This window comes from Methanoplanus endosymbiosus, from assembly GCF_024662215.1.
GTDB classification, from domain to species: domain Archaea; phylum Halobacteriota; class Methanomicrobia; order Methanomicrobiales; family Methanomicrobiaceae; genus Methanoplanus; species Methanoplanus endosymbiosus.
Genome location: NZ_CP096115.1, coordinates 834,607 through 856,316, shown reverse-complemented (window position 1 = coordinate 856,316; position 21,710 = coordinate 834,607). Strand labels below are relative to the sequence as shown.

The following is a 21,710-nucleotide window of genomic DNA, read 5'->3' as shown; positions in this document are numbered from 1 at the left end:
TCTTCAACGGACCGGAATTGTAAAAGTTATGATTAAAGGTGATTTGTATATTAATTGCTGAGATGATTTATATTCTCAATGTATTATACAAGGGCCGGTGCTTCAGATCAGACCGTGGTTATAATTCTAAAAAGTTGAACAAATTGTATTTAAAAAAATATCCTGGTAAAGATTATTTAAAATTTGATGATGCTGTCTCTTATCTGCTTAATGGGAGTTATATAAGCGAGGTGAAGAAAAAAGATATCAAATATTATATAATTGATATTAAAAAGGTATCTTCAGCACTTGATTCTCATGGAATAAGCATTGCTAAAGGTGGAGTTCACAAATTATAATATTTTAATATTACAATATCAGGGCTCTGCAAAATATTTTTATCACTTGTGATAATATATATGATCATCCTGAAACTCTGAAAGTAAAATGAATAATATCTGAAAAATACTGGTGGAATATGAATCGTCCTTTTGAAGGAATATTTGGCAATACCTGTGAGCTGAGAATACTTGAATTTCTCCTGCCGCTTAGGGAGATTAAATTCAATGTTACAGAACTGGCTGAAGAGGCTAAAATTTCACGGGTTACTGCCGGCAGGGTTATAAAAAAATTTGCTGAATGGAATATACTTAATGTTCATGATCGTGGTGTTACTGAATATTCGATAAATCCGGATTCTCCAATTGTAAAGAGTGTAGACGCACTAAACAATGCAATTATTGGAGAGATGCTTGGCGAAGAGAAATTAAATGAAATTTCAGAGTACATCTCTGAAAGGCAAAATGTTCAGAATTCAAAGAGCACGGCATTTTCATCCGGAATAAATGGTAGCAGCAATACTGACAATAGTGACAGCAATAACGGTTACAATACCGGTGGGGATGATGGTAATGATCCGGTGCCCGGATACTGCGGAGAGGAGCATAAATATGTCTGTCACGGTCATAAAGGGGAAAGGTAATTCTGACAATTTTAAAGGTCTGAATTTCCCCGGAATCAGATATATACTGCTGCATTAGCCGGAATTTTCTGACCGCCGGAAAAGTGCCGGTAGAAATTTCCTTTCAGCTTTTTAGCAATAATTACATTTTGCAGCAAAAAAAGTGTATGTGATTATTCCCGTCAGAAGGGATATGATATTTTTATCAGCTAACCGGGATTTTTAACAGAAACGCTGTTATAGGGATTAGTTCTATCTTTATTTCATCTTCATAAAATGCTTCGGAATAGCTCTCGGTTATGATAAAGCCCGTTTTCAGCCCGAATTTCCTGCAGGCCATGAGGAGTCCTTCAGTCTCTCTTTTTTTGTTATATTCGTTAAGTTTGTAGCAGACCTGAAAGCATTCTGTTATTTTATCACCGGATTTAACAATGAAGTCACATTCATGGCCATTAGCGTTCAGGAAAAATATCTCCCCACCTCTTCGCTTAAGTTCGTTGAAGACGATATTTTCAAACAGTCTGCCTGTATTTCCTGAGAATGAGAACGAAAGAGTGTTTACAAAACCCGTATCTGTTGTATAGTATTTGGTATCAGATGCTATCTGTTTTTTAAGGGAGTAATTGTAATTTCTGATTTCAAAGAGCATATAGACCTGTTTTAGGTAGTCAATGTAATCTCCGGTTGTGTTATACCCGTATTTTAGTGCTTTTCCTATGCTGCTTATGCTGTTTTGTTTTGTGTCGTTTGAGAGTATGTATTCGGCAAGTGTTTTTAGTTTGTCGTAGTTTTTAAGCCCGTATCGGGCCATTATGTCTTTTAACAGTATTGTATTGAAATATGAGATCAGTTCCTCTTTTTTTAAGTCTTCTTCTACGGTTGCAATTCGCGGAAATCCTCCGTATCTAAGATATTCAGTGAAGAAGCGGTTTATATCAGTTTTTCTTATAGTGTATTCCATGAGGTCTGTGCATTTTATTCCCTTAAAGATGAGGTATTCCCGGAAGGTTAAGGGATAGACGTCAATGTTCAGGTACCTGCCACCAATTGACGTTGCAGTTTCTCCTGAGAGAAGTTTTGATGATGACCCGGTTACGTAGATTTTTGCTTTTTTTAATTCATAGGCAGTTCTGACCCATTTTTCCCATCCGGAAACGTTTTGGATTTCATCAAGGAAGAGGAAGATTTCACCATCCGGGTTTATGTTCTCCCTGTACACTTCAAGGATTAGGTCAAGTGTTTTTGTGTTCAGGTTGTCTGATAGTCTTGGGTCTTCGAAATAGATATAGAGCAGTTCTTTTTTGCTTTTTTCCTCTGCTAAAGACTGCATTTCAAGTTTAAGGAGAGTTGATTTTCCACTCCTCCGAATCCCGGTCAGGACAATTATTTCTCCTGATCTCCTGAAGAGTTTTATCCTGTCAAGGTATTCCTGTCTTGGGATGTATTCTTCAAAGTCCCTGTTCCAGTAATTCCAGTCATTCAGGATCTCCAGGATCTCAAGTTTTGTGAGTTCCTGCATGATTAGTTATTGCCGTGACAGGATATAATGTTTTAGTGTGATTTATGTTTTAATGAGTATTTGTTAATTTTTACATTATGTTTTATTCAATATTAATTAATTTTTAAATTAAATTATGTCCTGTTTTAGTTAATTCTTACATTATGTATTGTTGGACATTAGTTAATCCTAAATCAGAACTGTCCGGAGATATGGATAATAGTTAATGAGAGATTTCTGTATGACCGGTGACCTGGTAATTTCTTACAGGCAGAAAGTCCCGGGTAAGCAGCAGTTATTTATTATCTAAGAACATATGTCCGGTACAGAAGATGAATCCATCATATAATTCAAAATCAACAGAAAAAACTGGCTCATCAGATAACCCGAAAACATCAGAGAATAATTGTGGCGACAATAATAGTAATGATAAGCCACTGAATGATACACCACATACAATACCACACATTATGTCATCTGCACTGTCACACATAACATCACCAGTTAACCTCCTGAAAAAATCTGAGGGTGAAATATTTCAGAAGTTCGGGGTATTAAGGATTGGCATATTTGGCTCATATGTTAGGGGAACAGATACTCCGGATAGTGATGTTGATGTATTTGTTGAATTCAGGGAAGGAGAAAAAACTTTTGACAATTATATGGAACTTAAATTCTATCTTGAATCCCTCTTTAAGAGAAATGTTGACCTTGTCACATATGACGGTTTAAACCCACATATCCGGGATGACGTGATGAGTGAGGTTATTTATGTCACGTGAAGTATTCCCTGTTTTTCAGAATTAGAAAATTATTGAAGGTCTGATTGAGATTTCAACTTCTGAAAATCACTTCCAATGAAAATAAGCATTGATTTTGCTCTTGTTATTCCGGTATACATCAGTTCATCTGTTGCATAAATATCCGGTGTTCCAATAATTATAAGCACACTGCTTTCCAGACCCTTAAATCTTCTGAGGGAGTCTGCACATATATACCCTTCAGCAGTGTTTCCGGCATCAGTTGTATAATAATCTCCTATTTTATCGGCAGGATTTATCTTTTTTAGTTCTGAAACAGAAGGTGCCAGAACTGTAATATCCTCTGGCAGTATTTTTTCATCACAAATCAGCCTCTGAACAGTTTTTTCAAGTGTTTTTCTTATTTCTGGGACGATTGGCTTGGTGTAACAGTATTCAATGTCAACACCGTCAGGTCCGGCAGGAGTCACCGGTGAACCGGAGTAATATTTTTCAGATGCATTAAATATCTTTTTTGTATTTCTGAGATTTCTTGAAAGAACTAAGGGTGATCTCTCAAATTCGGCAGGTACTGAATTTAAGGAACCATAAATTCTCTGATTATTATCCAGAAATATTCTTGCAGTACCCGGACCATCCGGATTTAAAGTTTCCATGATGGCATCCGTCCAGTTTCTGAAAAAATCCTGTCCCTCATCAATAATCAACACATCATAACGGGGAATATTTCCGGTTCTGAAAGCCTCTGTTAAAAGGTAAGGATATACATATCTGAAAAGTATATCCTCAGGTACATTGGAAGGAATTTTTAGATCTGCTTTTGCTGCTGAATCACTGCATAATTTATGAAAAGTAAAAACATCTATGTTTCTTTTATAACCTATTTTTTTATCAAGATATTCTGCAAGAGGACTGTTGTAGCAGACGAAAAGAACCTTTTTATTTTCGTCAGCACATCTGAGAGCTTCTTCAGCAGCCAGGACAGTTTTACCGGTTCCTGCTGCTCCGTAGACTGCAATTTTTCTGATTTTTTTCATCATTTCAAATAGATGAAACTGCTGCTGAGTCTGGTAACGGATTTCATTTTCATCATCCCGGATCATATTTCCAAGAGGATAATGAAGTCTGAAAGGTCTTGCAAGCAGGTCCTCAAGTGCATTTATTCCGTCATCACCGAGAGGATTTTTGCCAAACTCAGGTTCAGATCCTGCTTTCATCATGTCACAAATCCAGCCATTTAAATCTGTTTCAAATTCAGCCTCAAAGCAGAAAATATCAAGAGGTGCATCCATGCCAAGATCCCTTTCTGGCATAACGGAATCCGGGAAAATAACACCGTGTGCATTCCTGATTCTCCTTGTTCTCCACAGTGGTGATCTGTTAAGCTTATCAAGAATCTGATATTTGGAATTTTTAGCCTGAAAAACAGGATTTTTTATTCTGATATTTATTCCGTTGCGGTCTGTGGTCTTCCAGACATCTGTTTCGGGATTATATGAGATTCCTCCTCCTTTGACTTCTATTGTCAGAATTCCGTATTCTCTGTGGGCAACAACAAAATCACACTCCCCATCAACTTCCTCACCATACCTTGTCAGACCAAGCCATGGTCTTGAGTAAAAAACAATAAAACTGTCATCCAGTTCCTGTCTGAATTTCTCAAAAACACGGATTTCAGCACTTCTGAGAATATTTTCCCTTATATCGGCAGGAATATCTGCCGGCCACATTTTTGCCATAAATGATCAACCTAATAATTTCCTGAAAAATCCGGATTCAGGATCATCATTATCTCCGATTAGCATACTCCTGTCAAGAAAACGGTTGAACTCTTCACAGGATGTTTCAGGTGCCATACAGCAACCATGACATGATGCAAATGAATGGCTTTCCGGAACTGCCATCATCCCTGTAATACACAGGGGATCGGAAGAACACCATTCCATCGACTTTATCGCTGAAATAATTGTCTCCTCAATTCTTCCGGATTCACCCTGCCTCTGAAGTCCTCCAAGTGTTCCGTCAGAATCCGGACTTGCAGTGTAAATCAGAAGACCTGCCATTTCTTCTGATTCATGAGTGTTTTCGCTTACATAAAGTCTTTCTCTCAGTGAAGCTGATGAATAACCGCATTCCAGTGTCAGCTGGCGCATGAGGGCATGTGCAAAGGTATGTATAAGGAGAAAACGTGGGGTTATTTTTCTGGGTGGCGTTTTGCTCCCGTATTTCTTCATCCAGTCCTCCGCCATCCTGAAATTCAGTTCTGCTGCCCTTTTACATACAGATTCTCCTTTTTTCCACCTGTTAAGAGTTTCCTTATTAAAATCTATGAATATACCCTCTCCCCTGACTTCAATTGCAGGAAGCCAGTCTTTTTTTGCAACAGATATTGGAGATATATTTATGTCATCCTCATCTCCCGGAGGATTGATCCTCGTAAAACCTCTGATTGCACGGACCTCCCTGAGTCTTACAGCACGTACAATTCCATTAATATATGGTCTGATATTTTCAGGAACAGATTCTTTTCTTGTTTCAAATTCACCCCCATCCTCTCTTCTGGTATCTGTACCAAGAGTAAACTGCAGATACTCCTCATCCTTTATTCTTTCAGGATCTATTTTTTCATACATTTTTTTTCTTGATTTGATTTTCCTGACAAGTTCTTCCGGTGTCATATGGAGATACTCAAGTGTTTTTTTCAGGCTGTTCTTTGCGAGTATTCTGACAAAACTGATTCTGTCTTCATCATCAGTATTAATTATATCATTCCAGTAAGTTCCAATCTCTTCCCTGAGTTCATCTGACCATGGCGGAATACTAAGCGCAGATTCTATTACCGGAAAATAGAGATTTGAAGCTCCTCTCTGAAGAACTCTTGGAGTTTGGTCACATTCTTCATTTTTACCATACAGCCATGGCCTTCTTCCGGAGCATGTTAAACCCTTCAGTGCCTTTTCACCAAATATTCCGTCAAGTGATTTGAATGCACCACATTCCGGACAGCTTAGAATAATACCTGCAAGACCTGCCCCTTTTGATTCAAGTTTTAGAAAACTCCTTTGTTTTTTATTGTTACAGTTTTCCTCATGATTTACCCACCAGTGCCAGGGAAAATCATCAAGATGGCCGGATTTACAGGCAATGACGAATCTTACAGGGACAACATATGCTTTCTGTCTCCCTGGTTTTCTGTTTGAACATGAGGGGCAGTAAAGCCCTGCACTTCCCGGATCTTCCATCCATTTATCTGAAGGTCCGATTTTTTTGCATTCCGGACACTGCAGCCAGTTTGGGAATCTGACTGCTGAAAGGGCCTTTTCTGTTTTCCTGTTCCCAAAAAAATCTTCCTCAACAACAGGCGGCAGACGAAATCCGTTTACTCCGAGTTTTTTCTGGAGTCTTTCTTCAAAAATAACCTGCTCATTTTTAAGGCCTTCAGGTCCGAAATCCCAGTCCCAAGAATCAAGACCGGAAACTACAGCTGATACAGCAGCATCTCCTGCCCTGAAGTCAACTACTGAACCTGGCCCGTGTGTCATAAGAACTGCACTCCTTCTGAGTTTGCCAAGATTATATGCCATTATTATCACTCCTCAATTCTTCAAGATTTTTCAGTCCTCTGAGGAGTTTGAAGGGTGTGGATGTTTCAACACTTCTCATGTTATTCATTACAGGCCAGGCACAACCGGGATTTATTCCCATTGCTCTTCTGGTTGCTGCTGCATCAGCATCCTGCAGGAGGGATTTCTCCGGTTCTCTTCTGTAAAGGTAATATTCCGGAGCCATCCTCCACCATACATCAATACTTCTGCGTATCTCCTTCTCAACATCTTTTTCTGAGCAGTCTATGGATTCTGCCCTATCAGTGATATATCTGATAATTTCTTCTTTTTCTTCAGTTTTTAATGATGATAAATCCGGATTTTCAAGCATATCAGTCCCCAGATTTCTTATAAGTGCAACAAGCACCGCCTTTAATGCACGATCCCTGCTCCGGGAAGCAAAAGGTGTGACGCTTGTAGCCTCAACATCGCGGTACAGTGTATTGTGCCAGGAAACAAATGTTTCATATCTTGATCTGTCCCTGACTTTTCCGTTATTAAGGATAGAAACAACAAGGCCCGGTACATTTCCTCTTCCTACACGGCTTGTTGCCTGAATATATTCTGAAACTCCTTTTGGCTGGCCCTGGACGACCATAAGGCCAAGCCTGGGTATATCGACACCAACACTGAGCATATTTGTTGCAAGAAGAATATCAACTGTATCTTCCTCCCCTGCCTGAATTGTAAGATCTTCAAGCATATCCCTGATTTCTTCCTGAGTTCTTCTGGATGTCAGTTCCTCTATTCTCTCCGGATTGAATTTATTTTCTTTTCTTCTTTCGGCGATTATTAATAAAGAATCATTCACGTCATCATGCATAAGGACGAGGGCACCGCCAAGTTCTCTAAGGGAATTAAAGTAAGTTACAAGAGTTCTGTACGGATCAGCGAGTTTATCATCATTAATTCCTTCTCCGGCAGACTGCAGAAGTGAGGCAGAAACGGCCTGCAGGGTAAATTTACCAGATCTTCCGGCGGTTGTTACTGCTGCATATAATCTTCCGGGAGCTTCCGGATCAGTAACTGCAAAACCTGAATCCTCAACATCAATTCCCGAAGGTGGAAACCTGCAGGTATCTCTGTTAAAAAGTGACTTTATCTGTTCGTCTGCCCTTCTTATTGTAGCTGTTGATCCGATAATTTTTGGCGGATGTTTATCTCTGGTAAAAAGCCGGTCAACTGCTACCTCATATAATCCCGTTACTGTCCCAAGCGGTCCGGATATAAGGTGAAGTTCGTCCTGAACAATGAGATCCGGAGGATTATTTGTATTTATTCCAAATAACCTGTTTATTTCTTTATTACGGACAATCTGGGCAAATTTGTCCACAGTTCCTATAAGTAAAGTCGGCTGTTCATCATAGATGTCAGAATCAACAGTATATACGGGCAGTGATTCCTCACTGTTCAGTATGCAGTTCTTATTTTGACATTTAACAACAATCTTTCTTTTTTCGTCATCAGCAGACCATTTGAGTTTTTTTCCACACGCAGGGCATAAAAGAAGCTGTTTCGGAGATGCAACCTGATTTTCATTTGTTCTGGAACCGGAGAGATAACCCTTTGCATCTTTGTAGTTATTTGGAGTTGCTCCTCCACCGACCCACAGACCTATTGAAAAAGGGACATTTCCAAGCTTATCTGAACAATTATAACCGGTTTTCCCTCTCCGGATTGCTTCACATGCAAGTATGAGTGATGCAGCTCTTGAAAACTGCTGTGTTGTAAGAAGCCTTAGAGTGTACCTCATCACGGCAGCAACACCTGCACCATCATCCGGATTATCACAGGATAATCTTCTGTAAAATGCAATAAAGGCTATAAGTGCAAGATATGCCTCTGTTTTTCCTCCTCCTGTAGGGAACCAGAGCAGATCCATAACTTCCCTGTCAGGATGTTTTCTGTCTGCAACTGATTCTGCACATAAAAGAATAAATCCAAGCTGAAATGGCCGCCACATAAATGGTCCTTTTTTAGATCTTTCTTTATTCCAGCTGTACTGCAGATGAATTGCACGGTTTGCAAGCCTGAAAGCCTCTGTCATTACAGGATCTTCAGATATTCTGAGTGCTCCAGCCTGCATTCTGTTCATAACTTCAAGGCATTCACTGAGATTCTGTTCCGCAGCCCTGCGGTAATCCGGATCAACTGAGCTTATTTCAGTTTCTTTCAGTTCAATCCATCTTTTGTAAAGCCGGGGAATTTTAAGAAGGGAATCTTTAAGATCTTTATCTGAAGCCCTTGAAAGATATTCAGGAGATAGCGGGGAATCATCGGAACTTTTTAGGATCTCAGAGAATACCTCATGACCATGGGGATTTGTGGCCACTACTTTGGTTTTTGGTATCCACGCTGTTCTGACCTGAACTGCTTTTCTTCTGTCATCCGGATCTGCGGTCCATTCAGCCGAACAGGTATGTCCGGTTGCAAACTCAGGAGAGTTCCTGTAAAGCAGGGCAAGAGATGCATCCTCATCGGTTTTTCCGGCAAATCTGTCTGTTCCCGATGAAGGTCTCGGAACAAGTTCACTGTTATTGCCTGGACATATTTTTATTCCTGTCTGAAATATTGCTGATTCTACATTTACTGTTTTTTTCCCGGATGAAATGTCCGGATTTCTTTCATTAACAAGTGTTATAGTGACAAGGCAGAATTTTTCTCTCGAAACGATTTTCCTGTGGAGATATATCCCTGAAGTTTCTCCGTTATAATTCAGGCTAATTCTTTCTGAACCGCTTTTTTCAGTGGATATGGGTATATTTTCAAAGAGATAAGGGATCCTTCTCCACTTTGCAGTCTCTTTTTCCTCTCCGGTTTTTTCATCAGTCTGCTTTTCCTTAAAGTGCCTGTATTGTGCAAATGATACTGTTGCCATTATCGAAGGATTTTCTCCATTAATCAAAACTGAAAATGAGATTCCTGCAACCGACTGGCGGTTCATTGATGATGCAGCTATTTCCTCATCAGAATCATTGGCACCCTCTTCACCTGAACCGGACTCTGTATTCAGACTTTCATCCTGTTCCTCATCATAACGTGTCTGTCTGGGCCATAATATTCCGGTAAGATAAACATCAGATGGCTTTGACTCCAGAATCTCATCTTCTCCATATGGACCTAAAATGTCCTCTTTAAGTCTTTTTAGTAATAGTTCACGTTCTTTTTCAGATGGCATATGTGTTCCTCTCAGTTAAAATAAATTGTCGGAAATCCTGAGATAATGGGTGCAGGAATAATTCCGCTTTCAGACCATGGTTCGTGTAGTTTTTCAGACATTTTACTCCCCGGAGGAAGAACAATTGTCCGGAGACCAAAAATTCTGAGGTAATTCAGATTGGGGGGTATAGATTTGGATTCTGCGCCAATTTTTTCTTTTGCTTTAAATATGTCATTGTTAAGTGACCCGGCAAAGACAGCAATCGATTTCCTTCTGAGTGATTTAAGTTCGGAGGAATTGAATTCCCACATTTTTGGTCCTTTAGATTCACAGGGTACAATTCTGTAAAAGTGGCCGCATTCTGCATCCCGCCATGCATATGCATCAGTCATTTCCGTGCATTTTTCGGCCATTGTTCTGATATTCTGAATTATATCATCAGGAGATGAAAAATGTCCGGTTCCTGCAACTGATTCGGCATTTATATCGCCTGCTATACCAATCTGTATCTGAAGGGAATTTTTTTTATTTGTCCGGCAGAATTCTCTTTGTGAATCCTTAACATCAAGGGTTCTTATCTGATTCATTTCGCTGTACAGAAGTTTTTCGCGGGCCCTTGTTGCCGCTACAAACAGTACCCTGGCTTCTTCATCGTCACTTTTTTTATCTTCATCATCTTCTGTATAATTTTTGTTAAGAACAAGGCGGACTTCTCTGGATTCTCTCCCCTTTGATGCATGAATTGTACTTAATACAGGCCCGGATATACCAAATTCCGGGTAGCAAACCTCCGCAGGAGGTCTGGATGCACCAAGGTACTGTCTCAGAACATCCATAATGATCCTTGTCCCGGATTCGCCGCCCAGTCTGCATATAATATTCCAGGCATCTTCAGACTTTGCTGTTCCGAAGTTCTTTCCGTTTATTCTTTCATCCCACAGTTCGTAAAAATCCTTTCTTTTCAGTTTTTTTTCAGTATAATCATGAAGTGTTATACCGACCCATGGATAAATGCATACAGGAAGTCCGGACATTCTGAGGCGGTGTGGTATTTTAACAAATCCTGAATCTCTTAGTACACCCGCTTTTTTCCGGTGCAGATAAAAACAGCTCTTATCTGAAAATATATATTTGTCTTTGTATGGTATTTTTTCGGAGTAACTGATAATGTCCTCCCTTACAGCTTCAAATTTATTCTTATCTGAATTATTAAGGATTTGTGTTCTTGTATCTCTGTATATTTTTTTGAGTCCGGGAGATTCTGTACGGTGAATTGTCTTCAGATGTTTTACGGAGAATTCATCCCCGTAATTCTCCTTTAGTGAATCTGTAAGAATTTGTCCGTATTTCCCTCTGTTAAAACCGTAAATTGCCTGCGCATCGTCAGAGAAGACTGAAATACCTGCACTTTTATCCATGTGATTAATAACTGACAGTATAAGTTCACTTCTGGTTTTGACAATGTCCTGCGCTTCATCAATTATAAGATGCTTAATCTGATTTCTGATGAAATCTGCTTCTTCTTTATTCTCATTTATTTTATATTTCAGATTTTCGATATTGTCTTCGTATCTTCCGGTTAATGCTGCTTTTTTATCAAATCCGGAATGTATTTTCCATGCGTGTGAATCAAGTGTTGCAGTCCTTACAGAATAAACATCATCGGGGTTATTCAGATAATCTTTTATTCTGTCCTGAATTTCCTTAACTGCTGTTCTTGTAAAACTGACAAGCCATATGTTTACCGGTTCTACACCGCCGTTGTCGATGAGCCATGCAACTCTGGCACAGGCAACTGCTGTTTTACCTGTTCCGGGACCGGCATCCACGATCATTCTTTTTCCTGGTGCCGTTTCTATTATTTCTTTCTGATAATTGTCAGGAAAGCCGATGTTTTCCCGGATATTATAATAAGTCATTTCCCCATATTCCCTGATTAATAAATTATTGTATTCTCATGTTTAAAAAATATCTGTTTGTATTATTGATTTATTATATCCCTGGGTACAAACCATAGATTTTTCTTCTGAAGCAATTTTATGGCAGAATTCTCTTTATTCTGAATTGCTTTTATTCTGTTTATCATCGTCTGTTCCGTTATTTCTTTCCATACAGTAGAATGCAGCAAATTCTCTCATATGATTAGGACTGATCTTAAGGGTTTTTTTCTCACCATTAATTTCAACTTCAGTCAGGTAATAATCGCCGTTAAATTCCGGAACTTCATCGGGAATCAGATCATTATTGTCATATTTTTCTGCATCTTCAAAAATACCACTTAATAAATCACAACCGCCATTTTTGGCGAGTGCATGGCAGTTTGGACACATACATATTGTATTGAACGGCCGGTCTTTGTACCATGTTTTTCCTTTTTGATTCTCTACAATATGATATGTCACAGAATAGTGGTTCCCGTTTTTAAGTCTGAGTTGTATACCACATACCTGGCATCTGCCCCCGTATTCTTCTTCAAAGTAAGATTTTGGATCAACAGAATCGGGATCTTTGAATGCTGTACTGCCGCTTTTTCCTGATGTTCTTTTTCTTTGTTTTCTTAATCTCCGGTCATAAACCTCCGGTCCTTCTTCCAGACTCTTTTTCAGTCTTTTTTTGAGAATTTCTCTTATTTTTAAATCTTCAATGGGATCAGGGCTGACTTTCCATCCGGATTTTTCTTCCACTGCGGACGAATTACCTTTATTCCGGACAAGATTTTCTTTTGATAATTTTCTGATTTCATCCACAGAATTTTCCGGAGTGTTATCTTCCGGCTGAGTAATCTCTGTTTCTGTATCAATATCATCCACTGATTCATCAGTTTCAGTGGACTGATCTCCTTTCAGAATATTATCATGAATTTTTCTGACTCTTTCAATAAGGTCCTCAGAGTTACCATAGTCGGCAGATTCAAGGACAAAAGCAAAAATATCACAGATGTCTGCATCTGAGCTAATATAAAAAATATTTTTCCGGGTATCAAAATATGGAAGAGAAATCGGTCTGCCTTCTTCTTCGGAGTCCAATTTACGGAATATTTTATTGGCTCTGAAAAAGTCAGTAACATTAAAATCTGATATTCCAATGCTGCTTAATCTGGATTTGAGTTTTGATTTGCTTTTTTGATTGCTGAGATTTTTTTCATATTCTAAGAGAATTCTGTTAAGAGAGTTAATTTCTTCTTCACTGATTGCTTTTTTTCCATCAGCAATAAGTTCTCCGATCTCTTCTGAGAATATGAAGCCAATGTTTTCTGCAGTTTCTTTAATTCCGAAAAGTTCATCATCAGAGACTTCGGCATTAAAAACCCATATCTTTGCATTGTAAAGGGAATCATAAGCTTCTTTATCTCCAAATACAATTGTTGCTTCAGATCTTCCGGAACTACTCAGGAAATCTGAAAATTCATTGTCGATCATTCTTTTATCTGATCTGCTCCATGATGGATAACTACGGAGGATATCCAGAAGGATCTCCTGATTTATCCCTGAAATAACTCTTTTCTTTAATATACTCTCAAAAAATCCCGAATAAATTCCGGCTCCGGCTGCATCCTGAAGTCCAACAATTTCGCCAATCTCTGTTCCGGTTTTGCCATACTGGACCTCAATAAGAGGCCGGTTATCGGGAGACTCTTTTCCCATGCAGAAGTCTGTAACCGGTCTGATATTCCCTGTAACTTTATCTTTTATTTTGAGGTCCCTTATGTTGGTACCCACGGAGTGAAATTCAGTTACAGTTTTCAGAATATCTTCATATAATTCAGAATCAGCTTTTGAATCATTTAGTTTTCTGTTTATCAGATTTACATCCGGGTATTTAACTTCAAGTGATTCCAGATATTCGTGGTGATATTTGCCATTTTCATCCGGGTTTACACAATCTGATTCGGCACATATGTGGAAATAATTCCCTACTTTCTTTAATTTCTTCAAATCTGATTCTTTTACCTTTATACAGTTTCCTGAAGGAACCGTTTCATCATTAACGTCCTGAACAGGAATAAGTGATCTTTCCAGTCCACACCAGTGTGGATCTCTAAATATTTTATTTTGATCGGTTCTTCTAAAATATTCTGTACAAAAATCTCCAAATTTTATCTTTCTCCAAGAAAATGGATTTTTAATTCCTTCTTTCTCAGAACACCATTGATTATAGATATGTTTTGAAACATAGCAGATTTCATCTGACCAATTATTTATTATTTTTTTTGTATAAGAGTCAAGTTCAAGCCGATAAGTAGTTACTGGGTTATAATAGGTATAATTAGAATTGATTTTCCTATCCCAGACATCAAATATTTTCGGTTGTTTCTCTCTGAAATCATTTACATTCTCATATTCTTCTTTTATAGTATATATTGTGGGCAGGTGACGAATTCCGGTCAATATCAGAAATTCACGGAAGTTTTCTTTTAGTTTTTTTATTTTCTCTGAATCTGCTCTTCGATCTGACTTTCTTCTGGGTTTTTTTGATGCTGGAAAATAATTGCCTGGAATTTTCAGATTATCAAAAAAATTGTCGTAAATATGATCTTCGGAGGACAGTTTAAGTATTTCCGGTAATAATAAATCCTTTATTTTAAAAATATTCCCTTTTTCAGATATAAATTCAGCTTCTCCTAATCTGGAAAGGTTTTCGTTGAATTTGTCAGTTTCAGAGCCGTCCTTATTTATTCTGTTCCTGTATTTTTCAAAAACTGCATAGAGGATGCTATATTTTGTTTTACCATTATCCTTGGAAAATGTATTTTCAATAAGATATGGAATCTGAAGTTCCTTTAATATATTTTCATCATCCAGTTCCTGAACATTGAGTTCCTTTAATAGTTCTCTTAGTTTCCTGTTTCTCTCTATTTTTAATTTTAATTCCGCTTCATCATTTATAGTATATTTCCTGTCAGTTCTGATTCTTGGTTCATAAGTGTATTCGGTACTGACTATTGTATAATCTACACCGTCTTCAAGACCAGTTTTTCTTGAGGACCGGGATTTTATCCAGAATATCTTATTTTCCTTTTCTGGAGATTTTAGAGGGAAAAATCCTCTTTCGGGAAGCGGAAATATTGGAGATCTGAGCAGAGAATCACATAAATTTTCATATTTTATTCCGTGATGGTAATCATTTGGTTTATTTTTAGATAATACAGTTCTGATTTCTGAATAAAGTGAAATCAGATTCTCTGAACTTTTCATCCATTCTTTGGGAATTACACCCTCGTGGATAATTTCTATAAATTTCATATCATCCAGTTCAGGAACACCGTAAGATTTTAGTTTGGATTTCCACTCTTTTTTAACTATCCATTCAGTATTTACAAATCTTTTCCCAAGATATTTTTCTGCCCTTGATCTGAACAGAGGTTCAGTCTTTATTAGTGTTCTCAGGAATTCTGAAGGGATAACTGCATCCTCAGGTAAAACCCACTCATCCTTTCCGGATGACATGGTTTTAACCCATTTTTTATTCTTAAGCAGCTCTATAACCTTATCAAACTGAGGTGAAAGCTGCTGATCCCCGCTGTCTGACGGGATATAATCTGGCAGCCTGTCAGCTGCTGCAGGAACTTTCTTAAGTGAAATAACTGCGTCTGCAATTATTCCCGGAAGGGCAGACAGCATGTATCTGTTCCATTCATTGTTCTCAGGATCGTGGAGCTTTTCACGGTCAGCTGTAGTGGCACCGTCAACCTGAAGGAACATAGGGGAAGGGAGTGTTACAAGAGTCGGGAGATAACAGTATAACCTTCCTTCAGGCAGGGTTTCTGCTGAATCAACAACCGGAAAGGCTACTGAAACACGCCTTTTTAATGAACTCCCTCCGAAATCAAATTTTTCCCATCTTTGTTTCACAAGATCTCCTGGGAAGTCCTGATCCTTACGATAAAGGTAGTACTTTCTTTTATGTTGATTTCCGGCTGAGGTTATCTCCAGATATTCCCCGTTTCTGTTTTCAGGCTGAATATTAAGTTCTTTAAAGACCGGAGGTTCTTTTCTTCTGTCCTCAACAGTCATGGAGGACAACTGATTCAGGAACAGCATGGACTCCATCTGTCCTGTTGCAATTTTCAGAATTTCATCAGCAACCGGATTTACTTTATCCGGGTCTACAAAAGTTATTTTTAATTCAGTACCTTCAGTCTGTTCAGTTTTTTTGTTTTCAACAGGATAGGGAATAACACATTCATCCTTATTAAGTCTGAAATACCAGGGGTGACTCCTGATCTCAACTGAAGACGCAAGGGCAAAAACAGATTTAAAGCCAATTCCCTTTTCGCCAATAAAAGTATGGGATGAACGGTCTTTTTTTATTTTTGTGGATTCGCCTGTATCTGTAATAGCTATTACATCGTCAACGGAGAAACCATCTTCATTATAATTAATTTTTATTCCGGAATTATCTATTACAAATCTGATTGCCGGATTTCTTTCTGAGTAATCTGCATCATCAGCATTCTGAATTAGTTCAAGAATAAAATGCTTCCTGTCCTGATATGCTGTATCACTTAATATATTCAGACTGTTTCTGTAACCTGGAATTGCCCAGTCATAGTCTTTCCTTAAAGAGTGAAGTTCGTGTATTGATTCCTCCGGTGGGAATCTTTTTATCCTGTCAAGCTTTTGTGTTCTTTCATTTTCAATATTTACCGACATCTTCAGAACACCTCCTTTAGATCACCTTTAGTACAGAAACAGCAACAAGGTCTTTCCCCATAAAAAGCCCGTCTTTAGCCCTTAGCTGTTTAATTCTGTTTTCACTTCTTTTTTTTATGTTATCCTTCTGGTATTGCATTAAGCGGAGAAACTTCTCGTTTGGTTCCTGATTATCCCTTATTCTCTTCTCACAATGTTCCTGTATTTTTCTGTCAACTGCAGTAGTCTGGGATTCTGCTGACTTTTCAACAGAGTTAACATAAGACTGAATTCTGTAGCTGTTTTCAGCTTCCATCTCAGAAATTTCCACCTCCATAAATGATTCCAGAGCATCTTCTGCTGTGTCACTGACTTCTTCAATATCAAAATCTGTGTAATAATCCTCACAGGACACAGAATATTCTTTCAGTAAGCGTGAAAATTTTCTGAAATCGCATTTTGGAACCTGCATTGTCTGAATATCAACAGGCACGGCCATCAGGTTAATTTCCCTGGAAAAACCTTCAAGTGTAACTTCATAAAACAGAACAGAATAATCTCCCGGACTGATTCCGGCATCACTGCTTTCAAGAGACAGAGAAAAGGAACATGGTATATTTTCACTCATTTCAAGCTTATAAAGCAGGAATTTTATCCAGAATCCGCATGGTGGCAGAAAAACAGCATTCATCCTTTGTGTTGCTGCCATTCCGTTGAATACGACCTCTGTAAAACCCTTTGATTCTGATATACGGCCCAGTTCATCTTCACATCCTTCTGAACCGGGTCTTCTCCTGAAATCCTCAAGTTCTGACATTACTGCCTTTGAGAGTCTGATTTTTCCGGAATCTGAATCAGTCTGTTTAAATTCACACCCATCCCATGATGAAAGGCATCTGTCCGTAAGCCACAGTGCATCCACAGGCTGCACAAACTCAGTACTCATTGAAGGCTTCTGTATAATGCTGTTGAAATGGTCTTCCCCAAGCAGTTCCTTACGGTTCTGTTCGTATTTTTCCATCTCGATTCTTGAATTTTCAACGGCTATTTCCATTGTCCGAATTCTTTCCTGGATCTGTTTATCGGTAAAGGAACCCTGTATTATATCATTGTTGAGATCAGCAAGAGTATTGCCGAGAATAGGTTCAAGTGCTCCTATGCTGTCCTGAATAAGGTTTATTCTCACGTAAAGGGTGTCATAAATATTTTCATCAATGCTGTCATGGATATACATGCATGCAACAAATATTTTATCTGCCTTCTGTCCGAAACGGTCAACTCTCCCAATTCTCTGCTCAATTCTCATAGGGTTGTATGGCAGGTCATAATTTATTATGGACTGACAGAACTGGAAATCAACACCTTCTCCGCCAACCTCACTTGAAAGGAGTACTTCAAATTCTCCCCTTTCAAATGCCTCCATAATTTCATATCTTGACTGTGCCTGGCCGTCACCTGAGTTTGGTGTGTCGCCGTATATCAGACCGACTCTGTATCCATCCTCTTTCAGCCTTTTTTCAAGATATTTAAGAGTTCTTACGAAAAATGAGAAGACTACAATCTGTGGATTCTCACTTTCAGCCTGGAGTTTGCCTATTAATTTCAGAAATTCATCGTATTTTGTGTCCAGCCCGGAAATTTTCCGGGCATCATTACGAAGCTGAATAAATCTGTCCTTAATATCCTGGCTGATAGCCATTTCACCAAAAGCCAGGTCATCATCCGGTTCATCTTCCGAAGGTTTCAAATCATATACGGAATTATTTTCTATGCACCAGTCAAGATATTCCTTCATTGCAGGAAGGCAGCTCCCGGCCATTCTGCGTGGAACGTTTGTTACAAATCCAATAGCGGAAGGTTCGCCACCCTTATCAAGATACAGATCCTTTGTAAGTTCAATTATTTCATCATGGAAATCTTTCTCGGCCGGTGAAAGCTTTACAGGAACTTTAATAGGCTCCCTTGTCACCCTGTGTTCAAATGCTTCTCTCTTAAGCGTACGGGTAAAGGAGTTGTCAATGGGACTTAAATTCCCAAGTACTCTGTCATAATGGGCTGTTTCTTCTGCTGAAAGGGGTTTTTCCGATGAGAGCCTCTCTTCAAGTTTTTTTATTCCGGGATGGCCCGATATTGCTTCGCCTGTAGCACCGGTTTTCAGGTTTCTGAGAATTCCACAAACTTCAGCTCTGGATTCTTCTGTATCCTGAAGCAGAAGACGTCTGCATATGTTAATATTTTTGAGAGGGGAGAGGATATTTGAAAATGACTGTAAATCGGGGAACAGTCTGGAATTGAGAATATGCATCTGACTGAAGAGGTCTTCGTCCTTTAGGTTCAGTGGTGTTGCTGAAAGCATTACCATCATTTCAGTCAGATCACTCAGATATTTTCCGGTCTGATAGCTATAGGTTGAGGAATTCCGCATATGATGCGATTCATCCACAACAACAAGGGACCACAGGGGAATTTCCCTGTTTTCATGAAGTTCCCTTAGATTACTATAATGTTTTTCCGTCCGCAACAGTGACAGGCTGACAAGTGACCAGATCATCCCATCGGGAATATTTCCGTCTTTTGCAGATTTAAAGAAATTTTTCAGGGATTTTCCATCATGGATATGGAAATGCAGGTTAAATCTCTTACGCATCTCCTTTTCCCATTTGGGTAACAGTGAGTTTGGACATACAATTAATACAGGAGATTTCCGGTCAATTTTTCCGCGTGCAAGAAGTTCAGTCAGAATAATTCCTGTTTCAATAGTTTTTCCGACACCAACTTCATCTGCTATAAACAGACGACTGTCAGAACCGGGAGAAATGAATTTGCTCAGAGGTTTAAACTGGTAAGGATTAAATACAGTTTTACTGGCAAGATAACTGTAAAAATTACCCTCAACAGGTCTTTTTAGGCGGAACCATGTCTGAAAAAGCTGAAAGTCCTCTTTATTCCCCTTTGTTCCGGAACTGAATGAGTCAAATATCCTGTCTTCAGTCTCCATCTTTGAGAGATGCTTCTCCTGAACGGTGTATTTTTTTCCTTCCAGAGTTACATGGTATCCAAATGAATTCTTTTTCTCAATTATGTCATTAATGGTGCCTATTTTACCATTCGATGTAAATCTTACATTTTCTCCGGTTTTAAATAACGGAGTTTTATTGATATTCCCCATATTGTCCCTGTATGAATCTGATATGTAAAATGAAATAAATATTACGATTTGTCTGTTATATTCTGCATCATATTTTTAGAAACAGGATTCTATGAATTTCTGTTTTAATAGGACTTGCGCGAAACAAACATTTTGATGACCCAATATGATGAACAATTGGTCAAAATAATAATTTTTGGTTTCCATAAGTTTAAGTTAAGTTTTGTACTGCGTAACTCCTATTTAAAAAGGTAAGTGAGAGCTGATTGTATGATTCTGTGACTGAAATCAGAGATAATGAATTCTCAAATGCTCTGGAAATTTTTCATATGTCCCAATAATAATATTGACAATATTATCTCCGGGAGATAACTATTTCTATAGTAAACAGAAATATTAATCCATAGAATGGGAGGGGAAACAGATACATAACATTAAATGTTCCATTAAATCCGGCCAGGCGACTTTGGGGGAATTTGCAGAACCAAATCCTTCTGCACTTATAGAGTCACTGCGTGCTTTTGGCTATGATTTAAAAACATCAGTCGCAGATCTTATAGATAACAGTATATCTGCCGGGGCTGAAAATATTCATATTGAATTTTCATGGGATGGTGAAAATTCTGTAATCTCCATTTTTGACGACGGCCGGGGGATGACGAAGACTGATCTCATTAATGGCATGCGTCCGGGAAGTTTTAGTCCTCTTGATCTGAGAGATAAAAACGATCTCGGAAGATTTGGACTTGGCCTTAAAACTGCCTCGTTTTCACAGTGCAGAAAACTTACTGTTGTATCAAAACCTCCGGGTGGCAGAACTGAAGCAAGATGCTGGGACCTTGACCATGTTGTAAGTGTAAACAAGTGGCAGCTTCTGATTCCTGACAGTTATTATAGACCGGAAATGTCACCTGATCTCACAGATTATAACTCGGGAACACTTATCATATGGGAAAATACTGACCGGATTACCAAAGGCATGAATACTGAATCCAGACGTGACATGGATAACTTCCATAAAATGATTGATGGAGTGTGTGAACACCTGTCAATGACATTTCACCGTTATATGGAAGGACCGGGAAGATTACACATTTTTGTAAACCGGACTGAAATTGAACCCTGGGATCCATTCCTTTCAAAACATCCCGCTACTCAGGATATTACCGATGAGAACTGGCCGGTTATGGATGAAATAATAAGAATAGATCCTTATATACTGCCCCATCATTCAAAGATGGATTCAGATGAACATGCCTGTGCTGCCGGTCCGCGTGGGTGGAATGCCCAGCAGGGTTTCTATGTTTACCGGAACAAAAGGCTCCTTGTTCCTGGCAGCTGGCTGAATCTTGGTTTTAAGAAAGAAGAGCACTATAAACTTGCAAGAATACTGATTGACATTCCGAATACCCTTGACAGTGAATGGCAGATTGATATTAAAAAGGCTGTTGCAAGACCTCCTCCGGCAATAAAAGAAGATTTAAACAGAATTGCAAAACATGCACGGTCAAGAGCCTCGGAAATTTACAGGCACAGAGGTAAAGTTGTTTCGCATAATACATCAGCTGATTTTGTTCAGATGTGGGAAAGGATCAGCAAACATGGTAGTTTTTTTTTCAGAATTAACAGGAATCATCCCCTTGTCAGCGAACTTTTGAGTGGGGATAATGGTTCAGAACCGGATAAAATTAAAGCCCTGATAAGTATTATAGAAGAAACAGTTCCCGTTCAGCTTATTGCATTAACAAACAGCGGGAACCCTGATTCTTTCTCCTCTCCTTTTGAATATTCTGATGAAAAGGAGATTGAAAATAATATAAGAATACTTTTTGAAGTCCTGATAACCGGCGGTGATGAACCTGTTAAAGCATCTGAAAAAATTAAGTTGATGGATGGTTTTTCCGGAAAATCCGAGTTGATTGAGAAAGTTCTTGATGATATTTGTGATAATTAAGGAGGGTTATAA

General features: G+C 38.7%; 11 protein-coding genes. 4 read left to right on the top strand and 7 right to left on the bottom strand.

Features of this window, described 5'->3' with window-relative positions; all coding sequences use genetic code 11:
- Positions 1 to 62 precede the first annotated feature (62 nt).
- Positions 63 to 338, top strand: a complete 276-nt coding sequence (locus L6E24_RS03495; RefSeq protein WP_257743336.1) for a hypothetical protein — start codon at positions 63 to 65, stop codon at positions 336 to 338.
- Positions 339 to 457: 119 nt separating this feature from the next.
- Entirely contained in the window at positions 458 to 961 is a 504-nt protein-coding gene (locus L6E24_RS03490) for a winged helix-turn-helix domain-containing protein (RefSeq protein ID WP_257743335.1), read from the top strand.
- 184 nt (positions 962 to 1,145) lie between these two features.
- On the opposite strand, the gene L6E24_RS03485 is transcribed toward L6E24_RS03490, so the two are convergent.
- On the bottom strand, positions 1,146 to 2,459 hold the full coding sequence (locus L6E24_RS03485; RefSeq protein ID WP_257743334.1) for an ATP-binding protein: 1,314 nt from the start codon (positions 2,457 to 2,459) through the stop codon (positions 1,146 to 1,148).
- 311 nt (positions 2,460 to 2,770) lie between these two features.
- Here L6E24_RS03485 and L6E24_RS03480 point away from each other — a divergent pair, with 311 nt between their 5' ends.
- Positions 2,771 to 3,220: a nucleotidyltransferase family protein gene (locus tag L6E24_RS03480; RefSeq protein ID WP_308219142.1), complete on the top strand. Its 450-nt coding sequence runs from the start codon at positions 2,771 to 2,773 to the stop codon at positions 3,218 to 3,220.
- A gap of 29 nt (positions 3,221 to 3,249) precedes the next feature.
- On the opposite strand, the gene L6E24_RS03475 is transcribed toward L6E24_RS03480, so the two are convergent.
- From L6E24_RS03475 to L6E24_RS03450, 6 genes are all read right to left on the bottom strand, one after another.
- Entirely contained in the window at positions 3,250 to 4,938 is a 1,689-nt protein-coding gene (locus L6E24_RS03475; RefSeq protein ID WP_257743333.1) for an NERD domain-containing protein, read from the bottom strand.
- Between the two features lie 6 nt (positions 4,939 to 4,944).
- On the bottom strand, positions 4,945 to 6,783 hold the full coding sequence (drmB, locus tag L6E24_RS03470; RefSeq protein WP_257743332.1) for an MrfA Zn-binding domain-containing protein: 1,839 nt from the start codon (positions 6,781 to 6,783) through the stop codon (positions 4,945 to 4,947).
- Entirely contained in the window at positions 6,773 to 9,982 is a 3,210-nt protein-coding gene (locus L6E24_RS03465; RefSeq protein WP_257743331.1) for a helicase-related protein, read from the bottom strand. The genes drmB and L6E24_RS03465 overlap by 11 nt, the downstream gene beginning before the upstream one ends.
- Before the next feature lie 11 nt (positions 9,983 to 9,993).
- Positions 9,994 to 11,883, bottom strand: coding sequence for a UvrD family DEAD/DEAH box helicase (locus L6E24_RS03460; RefSeq protein WP_257743330.1), 1,890 nt, complete (start codon positions 11,881 to 11,883; stop codon positions 9,994 to 9,996).
- Positions 11,884 to 12,018: 135 nt separating this feature from the next.
- The gene (locus tag L6E24_RS03455) at positions 12,019 to 16,617 is read right to left on the bottom strand and encodes a sacsin N-terminal ATP-binding-like domain-containing protein (protein WP_257743329.1); all 4,599 of its coding nucleotides are present in this window, start codon (positions 16,615 to 16,617) and stop codon (positions 12,019 to 12,021) included.
- A gap of 16 nt (positions 16,618 to 16,633) precedes the next feature.
- Positions 16,634 to 19,765: a DEAD/DEAH box helicase gene (locus L6E24_RS03450; RefSeq protein ID WP_257743328.1), complete on the bottom strand. Its 3,132-nt coding sequence runs from the start codon at positions 19,763 to 19,765 to the stop codon at positions 16,634 to 16,636.
- A 445-nt stretch (positions 19,766 to 20,210) separates the two neighbouring features.
- Here L6E24_RS03450 and L6E24_RS03445 point away from each other — a divergent pair, with 445 nt between their 5' ends.
- Entirely contained in the window at positions 20,211 to 21,698 is a 1,488-nt protein-coding gene (locus tag L6E24_RS03445; RefSeq protein ID WP_257743327.1) for an ATP-binding protein, read from the top strand.
- The last annotated feature ends 12 nt before the right edge of the window (positions 21,699 to 21,710 follow it).

Coding starts and splice junctions, on each gene's coding strand:
- L6E24_RS03485 (WP_257743334.1), bottom strand. CDS start 2,459: ATGCAGGAACTCACAAAACTTGAGATCCTGGAGATCCTGAATGACTGG.
- L6E24_RS03480 (WP_308219142.1), top strand. CDS start 2,771: ATGAATCCATCATATAATTCAAAATCAACAGAAAAAACTGGCTCATCA.
- L6E24_RS03490 (WP_257743335.1), top strand. CDS start 458: ATGAATCGTCCTTTTGAAGGAATATTTGGCAATACCTGTGAGCTGAGA.
- L6E24_RS03475 (WP_257743333.1), bottom strand. CDS start 4,938: ATGGCAAAAATGTGGCCGGCAGATATTCCTGCCGATATAAGGGAAAAT.
- L6E24_RS03495 (WP_257743336.1), top strand. CDS start 63: ATGATTTATATTCTCAATGTATTATACAAGGGCCGGTGCTTCAGATCA.
- drmB (WP_257743332.1), bottom strand. CDS start 6,783: ATGGCATATAATCTTGGCAAACTCAGAAGGAGTGCAGTTCTTATGACA.
- L6E24_RS03450 (WP_257743328.1), bottom strand. CDS start 19,765: ATGGGGAATATCAATAAAACTCCGTTATTTAAAACCGGAGAAAATGTA.
- L6E24_RS03460 (WP_257743330.1), bottom strand. CDS start 11,883: ATGACTTATTATAATATCCGGGAAAACATCGGCTTTCCTGACAATTAT.
- L6E24_RS03455 (WP_257743329.1), bottom strand. CDS start 16,617: ATGTCGGTAAATATTGAAAATGAAAGAACACAAAAGCTTGACAGGATA.
- L6E24_RS03465 (WP_257743331.1), bottom strand. CDS start 9,982: ATGCCATCTGAAAAAGAACGTGAACTATTACTAAAAAGACTTAAAGAG.